Below are 15746 nucleotides of genomic sequence, written 5' to 3' on the forward strand. Positions count from 1 at the left end.
AATCCGAAAAGCGGAATTGTCTGCAACCGGGCCTGGTGCAAGTGTCGGCGCCTTAAGCGAGCCGGGCAGCCTGCTTCCGGTGCGCCCTGGCTGTATCCAATCTGCTGCTCTCAGAGCAGGACCAGATTGTCCCGGTGGATCAGTTCTTCCTCGTCCACATAGCCCAGCAGGGCTTCGATGTCCTGGCTGCCGTGGCGGGCGATGCGGCGGGCTTCGGAGCTGGAGTAGTTGATCAGGCCCCGGGCGATTTCCCGTCCCATGCTGTCACGACAGGCCACGGCGGCGCCCCGTTCGAATTCCCCTTCCACGGCGGTGACGCCGATGGGCAGCAGGCTGCGGCCGGAGCGCAGGGCCGTTTCGGCGCCGGCATCCAGGGCCAGACTGCCGGCCAGTTGCAGGTGGTCGGCCAGCCACTGCTTGCGGGCGGCCAGAGGTGTAGCTGTCGCGTAGAGCAGGGTGCCCAGGGTTTCCCCGGCCATCAGACGGGGCAGCACATCGGCCTCCCGACCGCTGGCGATCAGGGTGTGGGCGCCGCTGCGGGCGGCCCGCTGGGCGGCGCGAATCTTGGTGATCATGCCTCCCTTGCTGATGGCGCTGCCGCTGCCGCCGGCCATGGCCTCGAAACGGCGGTCGTCGGCCTCTCCTTCGTGGATCAGGGTGGCGGCGGGCTCCCGGCGCGGATCGGCGCTGTAGAGGCCCTGCTGGTCGGTGAGTATCACCAGGGCCTCGGCCTCCACCAGGTTGGCCACCAGGGCGCCCAGCGTGTCGTTGTCGCCAAACTTGATCTCGTCGGTGACCACGGTGTCGTTCTCGTTGATGATGGGCACCACGCCAAGCTCCAGCAGGGTCAGCAGGGTGGAGCGGGCATTCAGGTAGCGGGTGCGGTCGGACAGGTCCTCGTGGGTGAGCAGGATCTGGGCGGCCTTGAGGCCGTGGCCGGCGAAGCAGGTTTCGTAGGTCTGGCACAGGCCCATCTGGCCCACGGCGGCGGCGGCCTGGAGTTCATGGATGCCATGGGGGCGGGTGCTCCAGCCCAGGCGCTGCATGCCGGCCGCGATGGCGCCGGAGGAGACCAGCACCACCTGCCTCCCCTGGGCGTGCAGGGCGGCGATCTGCCGGGCGCATTCGGCGATGAAGTCCTGGGACAGGCCAGCGCCGTCGTTGGTGACCAGGGCGCTGCCGACCTTGACGATCAGGCGCTTAGTCTTCGAGATCCTCTGTCTCATCGGGACTGTCTTCCGTATCGGCAGCCGGCGCATCCCGGCGGCACTGTTCCAGATGCTCCATGATGGCGTAGGTCAGGGACTTGCAGCCGTCCCCGGTGAGGCCGGAGATGACGAAGTGGCGCTCGACGCCGCCGTAGCCCTCGATCAGGGCCGCGATGCGGTCCTCCCGCTCGTCCTCGGGCACCAGGTCGATCTTGTTGATGACCAGCCAGCGGGGTTTGGCGTGGAGGGCCTCGTCGTATTTTTTCAGTTCCTCGACGATGGCACGGGCGTCCCGCACCGGGTCCGCCTCCGGGTCGAAGGGGGAGATGTCCACCAGATGCAGCAGCAGGCCGGTGCGTTGCAGATGCTTGAGGAAGCGATGGCCCAGGCCGGCTCCCTCCGCCGCGCCCTCGATCAGGCCGGGAATGTCGGCGATGACGAAGCTGCGGTTGGTATCCACACGCACCACGCCCAGGTTGGGATGGAGGGTGGTGAAGGGGTAGTCCGCTACCTTGGGCTTGGCCGAGGAGACAGCGCGGATGAAGGTGGACTTGCCCGCATTGGGCAGGCCCAGCAGGCCCACGTCGGCCAGCACCTTGAGTTCCAGCTTGAGCAGGCGATGCTCGCCTTCGGTACCGGGAGTGCATTTGCGCGGCGCCCGGTTGGTGCTGGACTTGAAATGCAGGTTGCCCAGGCCGCCACGCCCTCCTTGGGCGATCAGGGTGCGCTTGCCGTCCTGGTCCAGGTCGGCGATCAGCTCGCCGGTCTCGGCGTCACAGATCACCGTGCCGACGGGCATGTGCAGCTCCAGGTCGTCGCCACCCTTGCCATAACAGTCCGCGCCGCGACCGTTCTCGCCGCGCTGGGCGCGGAACATGCGGGTGTAGCGGAAGTCGATCAGGGTATTGAGGTTGCGGTCGGCGATGGCGTAGATGCTGCCGCCCCGCCCGCCGTCGCCTCCATCCGGACCGCCCATGGGAATGAATTTCTCGCGGCGGAACGAAGCAGCACCGTTCCCGCCGTCACCGGCGACAACCTCGATTCTTGCTTCGTCGAAAAATTTCATTCGGGGAACTCCAGAAACGCAAAAGCCCTATCCCAGGGATAGGGCTTTTGCGGGGGGCCGGGGCCGTGTTACTCGGCCACGGGAACGATGTTCACCAGCTTGCGCTGCGCCGCACCCTTGACGGTGAATTGCACCGTGCCGTCCACCTTGGCGAACAGGGTGTGGTCCTTGCCGATGCCCACGTTGTCGCCGGCATGGAAGCGGGTGCCACGCTGACGCACGATGATGCTGCCGGCGGAAACCAGCTGACCACCGTAGCGCTTGACGCCCAGGCGTTTCGATTCCGAGTCGCGGCCGTTACGGGAACTGCCGCCTGCTTTTTTGTGTGCCATGTTTGAACTCCTTAGGCGGCAATGCCGCTGATTTCCAGTTCAGTGTAATTTTGGCGATGGCCCTGGTGCTTCTGGTAGTGCTTGCGCCGGCGCATCTTGAAAATCGTGATCTTGGCGTGACGACCGTGGCTCAACACCTTGGCCGTGACCTTGGCGCCGGAAACCAGGGGCGTGCCGACTTTCACCGACTCGCCCTCGCCGACCATAAGAACCTGGTCGAGAGTGATTTCAGCGCCCACGTCTGCCGGTATCTGTTCTACTTTGATCTTTTCGCCGGCAGCGACGCGATACTGCTTGCCGCCGGTTTTTATGACCGCATACATGATATGGACTCCATTGATGGATGGTACGAAAGGGGGCGGATTATACGCAGCAGTTTTTGGAAGGTCAAAGTAATGTTGAATTTGCAGGGGTTTTCCCCTACAATTCGCGGCCTTTCAACCTTGCCCTACCTGCCCGCATGCGGGAGGGCTTCAACCAAAAGGAGATTGCATGCGACACTACGAAATCGTTTTCATCGTCCATCCGGACCAGTCCGAGCAGGTTCCGGCCATGATCGAGCGTTACAAGACCCTGGTCACCGGCCGCAACGGCGCGATCCATCGCCTCGAAGACTGGGGCCGCCGCCAGATGGCCTACCCGATCCAGAAGGTGCATAAGGCTCACTATGTGCTCATGAACATCGAGTGCGACGGCGAGACCCTGACTGAACTGGAACACGCCTTCAAGTTCAACGACGCCGTGCTGCGCCACCTGACCATCAAGATGGACAAGCCCGTCACCGCGCCCTCGCCCATGATGAAGGAAGAGAAGTCCCGCTCCCTGACGCCCCAGGCCGAAGTGAAGGCGGAGGCGACCGAGGCGGAGGCACCGGCTGCCTGAATTGGCGTTCCCCACAGCTGCCGCCAACCTGATCCAACTGACCGGACAGGTGCTTGAGCGGGGGGCATTGCGCTACACGCCGGCCGGCGTTCCGGTCGTCGAATTCCGCTTGGCACACCAGTCCGAGCAGGAGGAGGCGGGAACGATGCGGCGCGTGGAATGCGAGATGTCCTGTGTGGCCGTGGGACCGTCAGCAAATCTGCTGACCGGTGCGCAAACGGGCGACGGGCTTCATGTCAGCGGCTTCATCGCCGCCAGGAGCCTGAAGAGCCGGACACCGGTGCTGCATGTGAAGACAATCGAATTTTTGGAAGGAAATCCAGATGGCATTCAAACCGAAGAGTGGCGCTAACAACAAGCGCAAGGACGACAAGGGCCGCAGCCTGTTCAAGCGCCGCAAATTCTGCCGCTTCAGTGCGGAGAAGATCGAATATATCGATTACAAGGACATCGAAATCCTCAAGGATTTCATCACCGAGACCGGCAAGATCATGCCGGCCCGCATCACCGGCACCAAGACCGGCTACCAGCGTCAGCTGTCCACGGCCATCAAGCGCGCCCGCTTCCTGGCCCTGATGCCCTACACCGATCTGCACAACGCCTGAACGAGGGATAGACCATGCAAATCATTCTGATGGAAAAAGTGGTGAACCTCGGCGGCCTCGGTGACGTGGTCAAGGTCAAGGATGGTTACGCCCGCAATTACCTGATCCCCAAGGGCATGGCCAAGCGCGCCACCGCCGCGAATCTCAAGGTGTTCGAGGAGCGTCGTGCCGATCTGGAGAAACTCCAGGCCGAGAAGCTGGCCGCCGCCCAGGGCGTGGCCGCCAAGATCGACGGTCTGATGGTGCAGATCACCCGCAAGGCTGGCGTCGATGGCCGCCTGTTCGGCTCCGTCGGCGGTGCCGACATCGTCGAGGCTCTCAAGGCCCAGGGAATCGAGATCGAAAAATCCGCCATCCGCATGCCCAACGGCCTGCTCAAGACGGTGGGCGACACTCAGCTCGAAGTGGCTCCCCATGCCGACGTGGTGGTCACCATCACGGTCTCGGTACTGGGCGAACACTGATCCTTTCGCGCCGCAAAAAAAGCCGCCTTCGGGCGGCTTTTTTTTCGAGTTGATGCGCGTTTGTGACTCACCGCATCAATTTCGACTTCAGTGCTCCATGACTGGCGGCGGAGCTCCTGGCTGAAGAGCGCTGGGGCGCGCCAGCCAGACAAGGCCGATCAGACCCAGGAACAGCAGGGAGGATAGCCAGCTGTAGTCGTTGGCTGCCAGGGTCTGGGCCTGCACCGTGAGTTGCCGCTCCACCACCGCCACGGCGCCCGAGATGTCCATGCCGAGCGAGGCGGCGCCATTCATGAACTGGCTGATGGTGCTGTCATAGGGGGTGATGTGAGCCACCAGCTCGCTGCGGTGGTGATAGGTGCGGGCATCCCACAGGGTGGCGGCGAAGGAGGTGCCCATGGCAGTGGCCATCAGGCGCACGAAGGCCGACAGCCCCGAGGCGCTGGCAATCTGCCACTGGCTCAGGCCATTGAATAGCAGCAGGCTGCTGGCCAGGGAAAAGCAGGTGGAGCCGATGCCATTAAAGATTTGTGCCGGCAGGATGCTTTCCGGCGCCACGCCGCTGGTGAATCCGGCGCGCAGGTAGGTGGCCGTGGCCAGCATTATCAGGCCGAAGGTGGCCAGGGTGCGGACGCCGGACAGGCCAAGCAGCCGGTTGGCAATGGGTTGCATGAGTACCGCGGCCAGGCCGCTGGGGGCCACCATCAGGCCGGCCCATGTGGCGGTAAATCCCAGGGATTGTTGCAGCCAGAGGGGCAGCAGCAGGATATTGCCCAGATAGACGAAGCTCCAGAGGCTGTTGAGGGTCGTGCCCACTGTGAAATTGCGGTTGGCAAAAAGACGCAGATCCACGATGGGATGGTCCTCATACCATTCCCAGGCCAGAAAGAAGCAGAAGGCCACCAGGGCCGTGGCCCCCAGGGCAAGGATTTCCCCCGACTCGAACCAGTTCTGCTCCCGGCCCTTGTCCAGCATGATCTGCAGGGCTCTGACCCAGATGGCCAACAGGACCATGCCCGTGATATCCACGGGTTTGCGCACACGCGGCGACTCCCGGTCCCGAAACAGACGCCAGCAGGCAAAGGCCACCAGGATTCCGATGGGAACGTTGATGTAGAAAATCCAGGGCCAGGACAGGTTCTCGGTAATCCAGCCGCCGATGACGGGACCGACCACCGGAGAGAACATCATGGTGAACATGGAGATGGACATGGCCAGGGCCGCCTTGCTGGGCGGGTAAGCCTGCAGTAGCAGGGCCATGGCAACCGGCATCAAGGGGGCCACCACGGCGCCCTGCAGGCAACGGGCAGCAATCAGCATTTCCAGGCTGGTGGCCAGGCCACAGAAGAGAGATGTCAGCGCGAACAGCAGCAGGGAATAGACGAACAGACGCACTTGGCCGATGCGGGCCGTGAGCCAGCCCGACAAGGGTGTGATGATGGCGCTGGTGACTGCGTAGGAGGTGATCACCCAGGTGGCCTGGGGGGGCGAGACACCCAGGTCGCCTGCAATCGCCGGCAGGGATAGGTTGGCGACCGCCATTTCCAGGGTGTACATGAAACAGGCCACAGAAATAGCCAGGGTGGCCATCAGGCGTTTCTTGCCCTCGATGGGGGGCAAGGGGGAGTAGGGCGTCACCATGTCAGTGCTCAAGTATCGGTGCCGGTGCCGTAGTGGCGGTGGGCTTTCCCGGTTTCACCAGGAGGATGAAGGCGATGCCAGCCAGCAAAAGCCCGATCGCGAAGACGTTGTAATCATTGACCGCCAGGGTCTGGGCCTGCACCGTGATGAGCCGCTCCATGGCGGTCAGCGCCCCCTCGTTGCCGACGGCTGTTCCCATTTCTTTGAGGGTCTGCACCGCCGTTTCGTTATAGGGGCTGATATGGGTGGAAAGTTGCGCGTGATGATGGCTGGTACGTTCATCCCACAGGCTGGTGGCCAGCGAGGTGCCAATGCCGATGGACAGCGTGCGGGTAAAGGAATAGATACCGTTGGCGCTGGCGATTTTTGCGGGGGGCATGGCAGAGATGTACAGCAGTGCGATGGGCATGAAGACGGCGCCGGCGCCAATCCCCTGCAGCGCCATGGGCAGGAAGATGTCGCCGCTGGTCAGGGAGGGCGTGAAGCCCGTGCGCAGATAGACCGACAGGATCAGGATGCAAAGCCCGGTCACCGCGAGCCGGCGGTTGCCGACATGGGGCAGTGCCCTGGCGACCAGGGGTTGGAAGAGGAACATGAACAGTCCGCTGACCATGGCCACCTGCCCCGCCTGGGTGGCGTTGTAGCCGAGGGAGCTTTGCAGCCAGAGGGGGGTCAGCACGATATTGCCGAAGAAGGGAAGACTGGTGAAGACGCCGATCGTGGCGCTGATGGAGAAGGTCGAAATCTTGAACAGCCGGAGTTCGACCATCGGGTGAGCCTCGTACCATTCCCAGACCAGGAAGAACAGGAAACCGATCAGGGTGGTGAGCCCCAGGAAGACAACCCATGGGGAGTCGAACCAGCCATGCTCCCGCCCCTGTTCCATCATGACCTGGAAGGCGCCGACCCAGATCATCAACAGCAGCAGGCCTACGTAGTCCACCGGCTGCTTGACGCAGACCGATTCGCGATTTCGGAAGATGCGCCAACTGACCCAGGCCGAGAACAGACCCACGGGAATGTTGATGTAGAAGATCCAGGGCCAGGAAAAGTTGTCCGTGATCCACCCGCCCAGCACCGGCCCCAGGGCGGGCGACATCATGGCCGTCATCATCGAGGCGCCCATCGCAAACGCGGCTTTTTGCGGTGGATAGGCGGCCAGCAGCAGGGCCATGGCCAGTGGGTTCATGGGCCCGGCCACGGCGCCCTGCAAGCAGCGGAAGAACACCAGCATTTCCAGGCTGGTGGATAGGCCGCAGAGGACAGAGGTCAGCGTGAATAGCAAGGTGGAGGCGACGAACAGCCTGACCTGGCCGAAGCGGGCAGTCAGCCAGCCGGTCAGGGGAATGACGATGGCGTTGGCGACGGCGTAGGAGGTGATCACCCAGGTGCCCTGGTTGATGGAAACCCCAAGGTTGCCGGTGATGGTCGGGATGGAGACATTGGCCACCGCCATGTCCAGGCCATACATGAAGATGGCCAGGGACACTGCGATGGTCCCCAGCAGCCGGTCGCTGCCCTCGATGGGGGGATGAGGGGTGTGAACCGCAGCCATGGTTCAGTGATCCAGGGCGTGAACCGCAGTGCCGGCAGGTTCTGCCTTGCCGGGTTTGACCAGCCAAAGGAAGCCCAGGCAGACCAGGAACATGGCGATGGAAAAAATATTGAAGTCGTTGACCGCCAGGGTCTGGGCCTGGGTGTTGATCAGGCGTTCCACGATGTTCAGGGCTGCCTCACCCCCGACGGTGTTGCCCAGGCCGGAAGTTGCCTGCATGGGCACGCTGTCATAGAGGGTGATGTGGGAGGTGAGCTGGGCATGATGATGGATGGTGCGCTGATCCCACAGGGTGGTGGCGATGGAGGTGCCGAAGCCCGTGGTGAGCGTGCGTACACAGGAATTGAGCCCGGTGGCGCCGGCCAGTTGCCATTGGGGGAGGCCGTGCACCGCCAGCAGCACCAGGGGCATGAACATGGCGGAGGTGCCGATGCCGTAAAGCAACTGGGGCAGGAGCAGGTCGCCGTGGCTGACGCCCGGCGTAAAACCGGCGCGCATATAGGCTGACAGCACCATGAAGCAAAGACCGATGGCGGCGAGTTGGCGAAAGCCCAGTTGTGGTACCCAGCGCGCCACCAGGGGCTGGATCATGAACATGGCGATGCCGCCCACCATCACGACGCTGCCGGAAAGGGTGGCGGTATACCCCAGGGTGTTCTGGAGCCAGAGGGGAGTCAGCACCACGTTGCCGAAGTAGGGGATGTTGGCGATGCCGATCAGGGCCACGGCAATGGAAAAATGGGGACGGGTGAATAGTTTCAGGTCCACCATCGGGTGGGGTTCGTACCACTCCCAGACGACAAAGAAGGCAAACCCCGTCAGGGCAAGGACGGCCAGGGCGATCACCAGACTGGATTCGAACCAGGCGTGCTCCCGGCCCAGGTCCAGCATGATTTGCAGGGCGCCGACCCAGGTCACCAGCAGGCCCAGTCCCACATAGTCCACCGGCTGTTTGACCTTTGGGGTTTCCCGGTGCTGGAACAGGCGCCAGCTGACCCAGGCGGAGAAGATGCCGACAGGGATGTTGACGTAGAAAATCCAGGGCCAGGAGAAATTGTCGGTGATCCAGCCGCCCATGATGGGGCCCAGGGCCGGCGACAACATGCCTGTCATCATCGTCGCTCCCATCGCCATGGCCGCCTTCTGGGGCGGGTAGGCCTGCATCAGCAGGGCCATGGCCAGCGGGTTCATGGGGCCGGACACGATACCCTGGATGCAGCGGAAGAACACCAGCATCTCCAGGCTCTGGGACAGGCCGCAAAGGGCGGAAGCGAGGGTGAATAACAGCACCGAGGCAATGAACAGCCGCACCTGTCCGACCCGCGCCGTCAGCCAGCCGGTCAGCGGGATCACGATGGCGTTGCCGACGGCATAGGCGGTGATGGCCCAGGTGCCCTGGCTGATGGAACTGCCCAGGTCCCCGGCGATGGCCGGGATGGATACGTTGGTGACCGCCAGGTCCAGGCCATACATGAAAATGGCCAGGGAGACTGCGACCGTGGCCAGCAGCCTTTCACCCGCCGGAAGGGGCGGAAAATGGAGCTGGCTTTCTGACATTGGTGCTGTGGATCAGTGGGGTGCGGCAGCCAGATTGGCAGCAATGATCGACTTGAGGCGGCTTTCCGCGGTTTTCAGGGGATCGCCATAGACTTCGCTGACCACCAGGGGCTGGTCGCGCCGGGCTTCGGTCACGGGCTTGCCATCCCGGTTCTGGGTGTCCACGTCGGCCAGCATCGAGAGCCCCACGCGCAGGGGATGCTCCGCCACCTGCTTGGGGTCCAGGGCGATGCGCACCGGCACCCGCTGTACCACCTTGATCCAGTTGCCGGTGGCGTTCTGGGCTGGCAGCAGGGCGAAGGCGGCACCGGTGCCGGCGCCCAGGCCGACGATCCGGCCCTGGTATTCCACGTTGCCGCCGTAGAGGTCGGCTTTGAGCAGCACCGGCTGTCCGATGCGCATGTGCTTCAATTGCACTTCCTTGAAGTTGGCGTCCACCCAGAGGGCATCCAGGGGCACCACAGCCATCAGGGGCGAGCCGGGAGCGATGCGCTGGCCGGCCTGTACAGCCCGCTTGGCGATATGACCGGTGACCGGAGCCAGGATGGTGGTGCGCGTCTGGGCCAGGAAGGCTTCCTTGAACTTGGAGGCGGCTCGGGCCACGGTGGGATGGCTTTCCACGCTGGTGCCGGTGGTTTGTGCCCGGTTGGCCGCCAATTGCTCCCGGGCCGTGGTGAGGGCGGCCTCGGCGACCTTGACGGCGGTGGCGGCGTGATCGACCTCTTCTTTTGATACCGCACCGCCAGCCAGCCCCTGGCGCCGGGCCAGGTCTTCCTTGAGTCGCCCCAGGTCGATTTCCCGCTGGTTCACCAGGGCGGCGTAGCCGGCATCGTTGGCGAAAAGGGCCCGGGCATCCCGCACCGCACGGCCCAGGTCGGCTTCTGCCTGTTCCAGGGCAAGCCGGGTGTCGGACTGGTCCAGCTTGACCAGGGGAGCGCCGGCCTGGACGAAATCCGTGTCCTCCACGTAGATGGCGCTGACGGCACCGGCCACCTGCGGGGTCACCTGTACCACGTTGCCGGCGACGTAGGCATCATCGGTGGTTTCGTGAAAACGGCTGTGCAAGGCCCAATAGATGCCGTAGGCGATACCGGCGCTGATGAACACCAGGGCCAGCAGTCTGAGGGCACGGGCGCGGCGTCCGTCGTTGCCGTTTTCGATGGGGGTGGTTTCGCTCATGGTGACTCCTGTGGAATTCGTCTTAATGCTGGGCCGTGACCGCGGAAGGGGCATAGCCGCCCCCGAGGGCGCGCGCCAGTTCGATGGCGGCGGCAAAACGCTGGGCGCGCAGATCGGCGGCCCGGCGCTGTTCGGCGATGGCGTCGGCTTGGGAGGTGATCACTGTCAGCCGGCTGTCGATGCCGGCCGTGTGGCGACGGCGGGAGGCCTCGAAGGCCTTGCCGGTTTCCGTGGCGGCGATGCCCTGGGCCTTTTCTCTTTCCTCCACCGTGCGCCAGGCGCCCACCGCATCGGCGATTTCGCGCAGGGCGGTACTCAAGGTGGCGTTGTACTGGGCCGCTGCGGCATCGTATTCCGCGTAGCGGCCGGCAACACGGGCGCGGGTGTTGCCGCCGGCGTAGATGGGCAGGCTGACGGCGGGGCCGAGGCCCGCGATGCGACTGCCGGACTTGAGCAGGGCATCGGCACCGATGGCCTGGAAACCGAGGAAGGCGCTCAGGTTGACGTTGGGATAGAAGTCGGCCTTGGTGGCCTCCGCATAGTGTTCGGCGGCCTGCACCCGCAGACGCTGGGCCACCACGTCGGGGCGCCGTCCCATCAGTTCGGCGGGCAGCACTGATGGCAGGGCCAGGGCGCCGGCTTGAGTGAGCCTGGGGCGGGCGATGCTCAGACCCCGGTCGGGGCCGGCACCCAGCAGGGCTGCCAACTGGTGGCGTACGCGCAGTACCTGCTCGCCAATGGCCGCCAGCTCGCTTTCCAGGGCGGCGGACTGGCTATGGGCCCGGTTGCGCGCCGGCTCGTTGTCGATGCCGGCGGCAACCCGCTGATCCACCAGGCTGGTGGCTTCGCGGCCCGCTTTCAGCAATTGCGCCGACAGCTCCTGCTGGCCCAGCAGGCGATCCAGTTCCACATAGCTGCGGGCGATACCCGTGGCCAGCATGAGGCGGGCGCTTTGCCGTTCCAGCTCCGCCGCCCGGGCTTCGGACTGGGCTCCCCTCAGGGTTTCACGGTGGCGTCCCCAGAAATCCAGTTCATAGGAAAAGTCCAGGGCCAGCCGATTCGTTGTGATCGTGGAGCCGCCGAAAGGGGGCGGATAGAGGAAATGCTCGCTCATGCGCTCCCGGTTGCCCTGGTAGTTGCCTGAGACCCGGGGCAGCGTGGTCGAGTCCGCCACTCCCGCCTGGGCCATGGCCAGGCGCAGGCGGGCTTCGGCCAGTTGCAGGCTGGGACTGGATTTGAGGGCGTCCTCGATCAGGGCATCCAGTTGGGGGTCGCCGAATTCGCGCCACCAGTCGGTCACCGGGGCCGCCGTGATGGGGGACCCCGCAAGGGATTGTCCGGCGGCCAGGGTCGAGCCGTCCGTCGGACGGGTGATGGGGGCCAGGTCGCTGTGGCTGGCACAGCCCGTGAGGGCGGCAACGAGCGCGACAGAAAACAGACGGGATTTCATTGGGGGCGGGTCTCCGGGCGGGGGCCGTTCATTCCATGTTGGCGATGATCCGCCGCAGGGCATTCTTGAAGGTATCCAGCTCTTCCTCGCTGAAATTGCGGACTGACTGATTGAGGGTCTTGACGGCTGCGGTGATGCCTTGTTCGCACAAGGCTCGGCCGGCATCGGTGAGGGCGATGCGGACGATGCGCCGGTCTTCGCTGCTGCGTTCACGCTGGATCAGACCCTTCTCGTCCAGCTTGTCCAGCATGCGGGCCATGGAACCTGGGTCCATGTTGTAGCGGCGGCACAGTTCGGCGGCAGTATCGTCGCTGCCATCCTGCACCAGCTTGAGGATGCCCAGCTGGGCGGTGGTCAGGCCCAACTCCGTCATGTTGGCGTCCAGGGCACAGAGACAGCGATTGCGGGCGACACTCATCAGATAGAGGACGCTTTCCCCCATCTGATAGTTTTCAGTTGCATAGTGCTCGATGCCCATTTCGTTCTCGCTAGTCGTCGCCATGGCGGTAGGCTGGTCAATGGTTGACTTGACAAGATTAAACTTGACCAGACAACGATTGTCAAGACAAGGCTTTCGGCCGTTCGCATTCGCGGGGAGAGGAATCGTGTTAGTCTTAAAACACTAAAAAGCGGGCCTCCGAGCCCGCGCTTTTACGTCTGAAACCAGGAGGAGCACCCGTGTCCAAGCCCTATTCCCCATCCCGTCCCTTGCGTTTGAGCGATGTCGAGCGTTGGGATATCGAAACCGACGTGGCCGTGATCGGCTTTGGGATTTCCGGCGCCTGTGCGGCCATCGAAGCGAAGAATGCCGGCGCCCAAGTGACGATTTTTGAAGTGGCGGCGGCCTCGGGGGGCAGTGCCGCCCTTTCCGGCGGCGACATCTACCTGGGCGGCAATGGCGGGACGCCGGCGCAGAAGGCGGCTGGCTTCGAAGACCAGACCGAGGACTTCGTCAAATACCTGATGATGGCCGGCGGGCCGGGGGCCGACGAGGCTCGGGTGCGCCTGTATGCGGAAAACGCGGTAGCCCATTACCATTGGCTGGTCGAGCAGGGGCTGCCTTTCAAGAACAGCTATCTGCCGGGCAAGTGGCTGGAACCCACTACCGACGATACCCTGATCTGGTCCGGCAGCGAGGCGGCCTGGCCTTTCGCCCAGCAGGCCAAGCCTGCGCCTCGGGGCCATACGCCCCAGATGAAGGGCTGGGGTGCCGGTAAGCTGATCATGGAAACCCTGACCGCCAAGGCGCACAGTTTGGGCATCGAGTCCCATTTCAGCAGCCGGGCGCTGGCCCTGATCGCCGATCAGGACAACCGGGTTCATGGCCTGGTGGTGCGTATTGACGGTGAGCCCCGCATGGTGCGGGCGCGCAAGGGGGTGATCCTCTGCTCGGGCGGCTTCATCTGCAACGAGGAGATGGTCAAGCGCTATGTGCCCGCCTCCCGGGTATGTCCCAATCCCACCAGCGGCGGCAACGACGATGGCTCGGGCATCCGCATGGGCATGTCGGTGGGGGGGGATGTGCTCAACATGGACCAGTTCTTCGCCACCCGCCCCTTCTATCCGCCGGAGAGCCTGGTCAAGGGCATTTTCGTTAACGAGCTGGGTCAGCGTTTCATCAACGAAGACGCCTACCATGGCCGGGTCACCCATTACATGCTGCGCCAGCCCAACGACCGTTGCTGGCTGCTGGTCGATAGCACCATGTTCGAGCGGCCCGTTACCTATCCGGACATCACTGTTGCCGCGGTGGGTGAAACCTGGGAAGAAGTGGAACAGGAACTGGGTATCCCCGCCGGAGAGTTGGTGCATACCGTAGAGAGGTTCAACCGGCATGCGGAGCAGGGCGAAGACCCGCTCTGGCACAAGGATGCCGAATATCTTCAGCCTTTGATCGAAGCGCCTTTCGCTGCCCTCGCCTACGGCGGCAAGGATTACATCGGGACTTCCTTTACGCTGGGCGGCCTGTCTACCCTGCCCAATGGACAAGTGCTGACGCCGGAAGGCGAGGCTATCCCTGGTCTTTATGCGGCGGGCCGCTGCGCCTGCGGCATCCCGCGTTGGGGTGAGGGCTACAGTTCGGGCATGTCTCTGGGGGACTCCAGTTTCTTTGGCCGCCAGGCCGGCCGCCAGGCCGCCGGTGCCTGACACCTGTAACACGAGGAGAAGACGATAATGGAAAAAGTCATTTACATGCTTTGGCGTGACCCCCGGGAAGATGCCGAGAAATGGTGCCAGCGCATCCGTGGCGAAGTGGCGGAAAAGCTTGCCGGCCTGGGCGCTCGTTTCGTCCAGGCCAACGTGCAGGACGGCCACGCGTTGCAAGGTGCCCAGTACATCCAGACCTCCCAGGCGCCTGCTGCGGAAGGGGTGCTCCAGCTCTGGCTGGACAGCGCCAATGACGCGCAGCGCAAGCCCTTCGACGAGGTGATCAGCGCGGCCACCTGGCGCATGGCGGCCTATCTGGTGAGCGAATCACAGCTATTGTTCAACGACCGTCATCCGCCCAAGGTCGGCCAGCGCACCGAGTGCTATGCCCAGATCGCCGCCTTCCAGTGCCCGCCACGGATCAGCAAGCAGCACTGGCTGGATACCTGGCGCAACTCCCACAGCCAGATTGCGATCGACACCCAGGACACCTTTCTGTATGTGCAGAATCTGGTGGTGCGCCCCCTGACCTTCGGCGCGCCACCCTACGACGCCATCGTCGAGGAAGGCTTCCCGGAGGCCGCACTGACCAGCGTGAACGCCTTCTACGACGCGGTGGGCGACGATGGGAAGCTGAAGCGCAACGTCGATGCGATGATGGAAAGCTGCGCCCGCTTCATCGACATGAACTCGATCGACGTGGTGGTTACCAGCCAGTACCTGGTGAAGCCCTTGGCCTGAGCTGCGGATTCCTCTGGGTAAGATGGGGGCAGCGGAGATGACCATGGAAAAGCATCATGGAAGCTGCCATTGTGGCGCCGTCGCCTTCGAGGTCGTGTCCGACTTCTCTTCCCCATACCGGTGCAATTGTTCGTTCTGCATCCGGCGCGGTGCCACCATGCAGAGAGTTCCCGCCAGCAACTTCCTTCTGCTCCGCGGGGAAGACGCCGTGGGTCTCTACGGTGGGCGGGATTTCGCCAAGCACTACTTCTGCAAGACATGCGGCATCCCGTGTTTCACCCGAATTTATCGCGGACAGGAAAGTGAAGTGGCGGTGAATGTGGGGTGTGTCGATGATGTCGATTGGCAGGCCTTGGTTCCCGACCTGTTTGATGGTGCCCATTTGCTATGAGCAATTCTCGGCGCAGGCCGTGAGTCGTTCCTGGCGGACGGCCGGAGAGACAGGGTTTTCCCGCCTCCCGACTGTTCAGTCCTCAACTGGCGGTGGTACGTCCCAGCACACTGATGTCGCCCAGAGTGGCGCGATTGAGCTTGGTGCGATGGCACATGAGCCAGCGCCCATCGACCTTGCGCCAGGTGTCGTGATAATCCCCCAGGGTGGAGAAGGTCAGATGGGCCTTTTCGCCCAGGCCTTTGTGCATGTCGCTGACGTAGCAGCGGCTCCGGGCTTCGTCACCCTTCACGTCGATCAACACGTTGCCCAGCAGATGCTGGGTAGGGCCGCAGTCGTCGAGGAAGGTCCGGATGAAGGTCACGATCCTGTCCCTCCCAGTGACCAGGCCCATGCCCAGGTCGGCCGTGGCATCGGCCAGCAGGATGTCGTCCAGTGCCGCCCAGTCGCGCTCGTCCATGGCCCGTGCCACGCGGACGATGGCCCGGTAGATTTCCCGTTCCGCCAGCAAGATTTCCAGGTTCATG

The 15746-nt window shown here is 63.7% G+C and carries 18 protein-coding genes; 7 read left to right on the forward strand and 11 right to left on the reverse strand.

Going from position 1 to position 15746, the window contains the following annotated elements; all coding sequences use genetic code 11:
* Positions 1 to 110: 110 nt before the first annotated feature.
* From proB to rplU, 4 genes are all read right to left on the reverse strand, one after another.
* Positions 111 to 1226 carry a glutamate 5-kinase gene (proB, locus tag DENOEST_RS02235; RefSeq protein WP_145770562.1) on the reverse strand — a complete coding sequence of 372 codons (1116 nt, stop codon included), beginning with the start codon at positions 1224 to 1226 and terminating at the stop codon, positions 111 to 113.
* Entirely contained in the window at positions 1201 to 2274 is a 1074-nt protein-coding gene (cgtA, locus tag DENOEST_RS02240; RefSeq protein WP_145770563.1) for an Obg family GTPase CgtA, read from the reverse strand. The genes proB and cgtA overlap by 26 nt, the downstream gene beginning before the upstream one ends.
* Positions 2275 to 2342: 68 nt before the next feature.
* Complete coding sequence (gene rpmA, locus DENOEST_RS02245; RefSeq protein WP_145770564.1) at positions 2343 to 2606, reverse strand: 50S ribosomal protein L27; 264 nt, start codon at positions 2604 to 2606, stop codon at positions 2343 to 2345.
* Between the two features lie 11 nt (positions 2607 to 2617).
* On the reverse strand, positions 2618 to 2929 hold the full coding sequence (rplU, locus tag DENOEST_RS02250; protein ID WP_145770565.1) for a 50S ribosomal protein L21: 312 nt from the start codon (positions 2927 to 2929) through the stop codon (positions 2618 to 2620).
* A 169-nt stretch (positions 2930 to 3098) separates the two neighbouring features.
* On the opposite strand from rplU, the gene rpsF reads away from it, so the two are divergent.
* From rpsF to rplI, 4 genes are read left to right on the forward strand one after another with little or no spacing between them, the layout of a single operon-like run.
* Positions 3099 to 3488, forward strand: coding sequence for a 30S ribosomal protein S6 (rpsF, locus tag DENOEST_RS02255; protein WP_145770566.1), 390 nt, complete (start codon positions 3099 to 3101; stop codon positions 3486 to 3488).
* A gap of 1 nt (position 3489) precedes the next feature.
* Positions 3490 to 3840 (forward strand): primosomal replication protein N, encoded by a 351-nt coding sequence (gene priB, locus DENOEST_RS02260; RefSeq protein ID WP_145770567.1) that lies wholly within the window; start codon positions 3490 to 3492, stop codon positions 3838 to 3840.
* Positions 3812 to 4093 (forward strand): 30S ribosomal protein S18, encoded by a 282-nt coding sequence (rpsR, locus tag DENOEST_RS02265; protein WP_145770568.1) that lies wholly within the window; start codon positions 3812 to 3814, stop codon positions 4091 to 4093. The genes priB and rpsR overlap by 29 nt, the downstream gene beginning before the upstream one ends.
* A gap of 14 nt (positions 4094 to 4107) precedes the next feature.
* Positions 4108 to 4557: a 50S ribosomal protein L9 gene (gene rplI, locus DENOEST_RS02270; protein WP_145770569.1), complete on the forward strand. Its 450-nt coding sequence runs from the start codon at positions 4108 to 4110 to the stop codon at positions 4555 to 4557.
* Between the two features lie 87 nt (positions 4558 to 4644).
* On the opposite strand, the gene DENOEST_RS02275 is transcribed toward rplI, so the two are convergent.
* Genes DENOEST_RS02275 through DENOEST_RS02300 form a run of 6 tightly spaced genes read right to left on the reverse strand, consistent with a single transcriptional unit; the run spans position 4645 to position 12441 of the window.
* Positions 4645 to 6198, reverse strand: a complete 1554-nt coding sequence (locus DENOEST_RS02275; RefSeq protein WP_145770570.1) for a DHA2 family efflux MFS transporter permease subunit — start codon at positions 6196 to 6198, stop codon at positions 4645 to 4647.
* Between the two features lies 1 nt (position 6199).
* Positions 6200 to 7753 (reverse strand): DHA2 family efflux MFS transporter permease subunit, encoded by a 1554-nt coding sequence (locus DENOEST_RS02280; RefSeq protein WP_145770571.1) that lies wholly within the window; start codon positions 7751 to 7753, stop codon positions 6200 to 6202.
* A 3-nt stretch (positions 7754 to 7756) separates the two neighbouring features.
* Positions 7757 to 9310, reverse strand: coding sequence for a DHA2 family efflux MFS transporter permease subunit (locus DENOEST_RS02285; protein WP_145770572.1), 1554 nt, complete (start codon positions 9308 to 9310; stop codon positions 7757 to 7759).
* Between the two features lie 12 nt (positions 9311 to 9322).
* The gene (locus DENOEST_RS02290) at positions 9323 to 10489 is read right to left on the reverse strand and encodes an HlyD family secretion protein (RefSeq protein WP_145770573.1); all 1167 of its coding nucleotides are present in this window, start codon (positions 10487 to 10489) and stop codon (positions 9323 to 9325) included.
* A 22-nt stretch (positions 10490 to 10511) separates the two neighbouring features.
* Positions 10512 to 11939: an efflux transporter outer membrane subunit gene (locus DENOEST_RS02295; RefSeq protein WP_145770574.1), complete on the reverse strand. Its 1428-nt coding sequence runs from the start codon at positions 11937 to 11939 to the stop codon at positions 10512 to 10514.
* Between the two features lie 28 nt (positions 11940 to 11967).
* A complete protein-coding gene (locus DENOEST_RS02300) occupies positions 11968 to 12441 on the reverse strand; it encodes a MarR family winged helix-turn-helix transcriptional regulator (protein ID WP_145770575.1) in 474 nt (157 codons plus the stop codon).
* 176 nt (positions 12442 to 12617) lie between these two features.
* Here DENOEST_RS02300 and DENOEST_RS02305 point away from each other — a divergent pair, with 176 nt between their 5' ends.
* From DENOEST_RS02305 to DENOEST_RS02315, 3 genes are read left to right on the forward strand one after another with little or no spacing between them, the layout of a single operon-like run.
* Positions 12618 to 14087: an FAD-dependent oxidoreductase gene (locus DENOEST_RS02305; RefSeq protein ID WP_145770576.1), complete on the forward strand. Its 1470-nt coding sequence runs from the start codon at positions 12618 to 12620 to the stop codon at positions 14085 to 14087.
* Between the two features lie 27 nt (positions 14088 to 14114).
* A complete protein-coding gene (locus DENOEST_RS02310; RefSeq protein ID WP_145770577.1) occupies positions 14115 to 14828 on the forward strand; it encodes an EthD domain-containing protein in 714 nt (237 codons plus the stop codon).
* 43 nt (positions 14829 to 14871) lie between these two features.
* Positions 14872 to 15219, forward strand: coding sequence for a GFA family protein (locus DENOEST_RS02315; RefSeq protein ID WP_197970486.1), 348 nt, complete (start codon positions 14872 to 14874; stop codon positions 15217 to 15219).
* Positions 15220 to 15301: 82 nt separating this feature from the next.
* On the opposite strand, the gene DENOEST_RS02320 is transcribed toward DENOEST_RS02315, so the two are convergent.
* On the reverse strand, positions 15302 to 15745 hold the full coding sequence (locus DENOEST_RS02320; protein ID WP_145770579.1) for a nuclear transport factor 2 family protein: 444 nt from the start codon (positions 15743 to 15745) through the stop codon (positions 15302 to 15304).
* Position 15746: the final 1 nt, after the last annotated feature.

The organism is Denitratisoma oestradiolicum, from assembly GCF_902813185.1.
Lineage (GTDB): Bacteria > Pseudomonadota > Gammaproteobacteria > Burkholderiales > Rhodocyclaceae > Denitratisoma > Denitratisoma oestradiolicum.